General features: G+C 34.8%; 2 protein-coding genes. Both read left to right on the top strand.

Annotation, left to right across the window (positions count from 1 at the left end):
• Positions 1-146: 146 nt before the first annotated feature.
• On the top strand, positions 147-2,186 hold the full coding sequence (locus tag ACLJXE_RS24250; protein ID WP_410752234.1) for an N-6 DNA methylase: 2,040 nt from the start codon (positions 147-149) through the stop codon (positions 2,184-2,186).
• The gene (locus ACLJXE_RS24245; RefSeq protein WP_410752233.1) at positions 2,186-3,298 is read left to right on the top strand and encodes a restriction endonuclease subunit S; all 1,113 of its coding nucleotides are present in this window, start codon (positions 2,186-2,188) and stop codon (positions 3,296-3,298) included. The genes ACLJXE_RS24250 and ACLJXE_RS24245 overlap by 1 nt, the downstream gene beginning before the upstream one ends.
• Positions 3,299-3,761 lie beyond the last annotated feature (463 nt).

Here is a 3,761-nt window from a genome sequence, read left to right as displayed (position 1 = left end):
GGTGGGGTCAGTCCAGACTATAGGGCAGGATCGTCTACCGGGGTGGGGTCAGTCCAGGATCGTCTACCGGGGTGGGGTCAGTCCAAACAGCCCACATTTTGTGGTACACTCGCACTAGCAAATGACACATGGAAAAGACGTAAAAAATGGCAAAAATACAATCAGTCGAGCCGAATGTTGCCGATCTAGCTAACAACTGGCTTAAGTCCTACAACCTCAATTACAAACTTGAACAAGAGTCTTTAAATTCAGAAATTGACAAAGCTCTTAATGACTACTTTACAAAAAGTGGTGGTAACGGAGGTAATCGACCTGACGTCAAAATTTTGTTACAAGATAAAAATCTTGACTATTTTCCAATTTTAATTGAGTACAAAGGTTATAAAGATAAGCTCGTTAAGCTTAATGCTGATGGCAGAATTGATAATTCTACGTCAAAAAACGAGCCTAATTTTAAAAACATAAAAGAGTTCGCAGTAAATGGTGCAGTTCATTATGCAAATGCTTTACTTCACCATACTAGTTATACCGATATTATAGCAATCGGCGTCACAGGTTATAAAGATGAATCAGGGAAATTACGGCATGACATTGGCGTTTATTATGTTTCAAAAGACAATTTAGGCGCTGGACAGAAAATTGGCGAATATTCTGATCTTTCATTTTTATGTGACATCCATTTTGATGAATTCATTGAGTTAGTAAAATCATTAAGTCTTTCCCAAGAGGAGCTGGATAAACTCAAAGCTCAACGTGAAAAAGAGATTGATACGAGCCTTGTTCGCTTAAATAACGATATTTACCAAAATGAAAAAGGTTTAGGTGAGAACGATCGAGTTTATCTTGTAGCAGCTTCAATTATGGCTACTTTAGGAATCCCTGGCAAAGTTGCCCCATTAGAGAAGTCAGATCTTAAATCATCCACAGAAGATGGAAACAGAGATGGTGATATTATTGTAAGAAAAATAAAGGCATTTTTAAGGGAGAAAAACATCCCTAAAGAAAAAAATGAATTAATTGTTAGGACACTCCAAAACACTCTTACGACAGAAAATATAAACAGAGTGGTTGATGGTGAAAGTCAACTTAAAAGAGTATTTACTAAAATCGTTGATGATTTGGGTATATACTACAAAATCGGTTTAACAACAGATTTTACTGGAAAGCTTTTCAATGAAATGTACGGTTGGCTTGGTTTTTCTCAAGATAAGTTGAATGATGTTGTTCTCACGCCTTCCTACATCGCAACCCTTCTTGCCAAACTTGCCAGAGTCAACAAAAACTCTTACGTGTGGGATTTTGCCACAGGTTCAGCAGGTCTTTTAGTAGCGGCTATGAATGAGATGCTAACTGATGCAAAAAATACCATTACATCACCAGAAGAACTGGCCATTAAAGAAGCAAAAATCAAAGCAGAACAATTGTTAGGTTTAGAATTATTATCAAGTGTTTACATGCTTGCTATTCTAAATATGATTTTAATGGGAGATGGTAGTTCAAATATTCTCAATGAAGATTCATTAAGCTTTGACGGGAAGTATGGATTCGGAAAAATGAATGAAAAATTCCCTGCGGATGCATTTATTTTGAACCCCCCATATTCAGCAACTGGCAATGGCATGAATTTTGTTGAAAAAGCTTTAAACATGATGAGTAAGGGTTATGCTGCAATAATTATTCAAGGGTCTGCAGGTTCAGGAAAGGCTACTGAAATTAATAGAAAAATCTTAAAAAAGCACACATTAACTGCTAGTATTAAAATGCCAATAGATATCTTTATTGGTAAATCAAGTGTACAGACTTATATTTATGTTTTTAAAGTCAATGAAACTCACCACCCTGATGAAATGGTGAAATTCATTGATTTTTCAAATGATGGCTACACTCGAACTAATCGAAAAAAAGCCAGCAACAACCTTAAAGATACAGATCAAGCTAAAGAACGCTATCAAGAAATTGTTGATTTAGTGCGTTTTGGTAAGAACAAGCTCAGTATTTTCTCTAAAAATGAATATCATGAAGGCAATATTGATCCTAACAACGGTGCTGATTGGAATCAATCTATTTCCAGAGACATAAAACCAACACTTGAAGACTTTAAAAGAACAGTTAGTTCCTATCTTGCATGGGAGGTATCTAACTTATTAAAAAATCAAGTTGGCAACGATTATAATTCGGGAAAGTAATGTCCCTACTCAACAGTATGCTGAATACAGTTGAGTGGGGAGAATATAGCTTTAAAAGTATCTTCGACAAGATAGTTCAAGGTCGAAGATTGAAAAAAGACGATCAAATTTCTGGAAAAATTCCTTTCGTTATGGCTGGAGTGACAAACTCAGGGATAGTGAATTATATATCAAATCCGGTGGCAGTTTTCCCCAAAAATTCCATTACCATTGATATTTTTGGAAACACATTCTATAGAGATTATTATTTTGGGGCTGGTGATGATACAGGCGTCTATTGGAGTGAGCATAATAATTACTCTAAAGAAACAATGAAATTCTTCGCTATTTCAATGAGTAAGGTTTTAGATGGAAAATTTGATTTTGGCAGAAAATTAAGAAGTTCACAAAGTCTAGATTTTAAAATGATGCTTCCAATCAAAAATGGGAAAATTGATTTTAATTTCATTGATAAGTTTATCGCTAAACTAGAAGCAGAACGTGTTTCTGAATTAGTAACATACTTATCTAGAGCAGGAATGAATGATTGTAATTTGACCCCTGAAGAGACAAATGCTTTACATGATTATGAATACCTTGAATTTTCTGAATTTAATGTAATCGATATATTTACAGTAAAAAACACAAATAGCATTTTATCAAGAGATATTCTAGAAAACAGTGGTGACACACCTTATCTCTGTGCGAGTAGAGATAATAATAGCGTGAGTACTTATATATCTTACGATAAAAAAAAATTGGATGAGGGTAACTGTGTATTTATTGGAGGAAAAACATTTGTAGTCAGTTATCAAGAAAATGATTTTTATTCCAATGATAGCCATAATTTAGTTCTTTACATCAAAGATGGAGAAAAAAGAACTAAGCTAAATCAATTATATCTCGCTACTTGCGTTGATAAAAGCCTAGGACATAAATATTCTTGGGGTGATAGCATTAGCAATAAAAAAATACAAAAAGATAAAATTTCACTGCCAGTCAAAGACAATCAGCCAGATTTATCTTCACTAGCGACATTGATCTCTGCGGTTCAAAAACTAGTCATTCGTGATTTAATCCAGTATGTCAATCAAAAATCAGATTCGAATATACTTGTTGAGTATGCAAGTTAGCACTGGCATGATTAGCAACAAAATAATCACGAACAAACGTGTTTTTTAACACTATCCATAGTTTGATCTAGCTCAGATCTTTAAAAGAATGAGAGTTACAAACTTTTGTATGGATATAAATTATTTATACAAACACAGGATAATTCTCATACCCTCCATACGGCGTACCAATGGGTTCGCCGCATGGAGGGATATATCTTCTAAATTGTAGCTAACCTAAAGAAGGTAATTAAGCCATTAGTAATGCTACTCGTCTCTCATCTGAATGCTGAGTATGACTAATCTCCCACATAAGCTCATAAATTATTTCAACGGATTATAAATTTTAGCAAAATCAAACGGACCAATGCCTTTCTCCCGATTTGCAATTAAGTGATCTCCTCCCTGAAAACAGTGCCAGTCTAAACTGAAGTATCCGGTCTTTCTTCCATCTCACCGGGAGGCACATCGCCATGAAAAAGAC

The organism is Citrobacter sp. U14242 (assembly GCF_046555775.1).
Classification (GTDB): domain Bacteria; phylum Pseudomonadota; class Gammaproteobacteria; order Enterobacterales; family Enterobacteriaceae; genus Citrobacter.
The sequence above is the reverse complement of the archived record's forward strand: the minus strand, read 5'-3'. Positions and strand labels throughout refer to the sequence as shown.

Excerpts from the sequence above, each read along its gene's own strand:
- ACLJXE_RS24245 (WP_410752233.1), top strand. The coding sequence starts at position 2,186 with ATGTCCCTACTCAACAGTATGCTGAATACAGTTGAGTGGGGAGAATAT.
- ACLJXE_RS24250 (WP_410752234.1), top strand. The coding sequence starts at position 147 with ATGGCAAAAATACAATCAGTCGAGCCGAATGTTGCCGATCTAGCTAAC.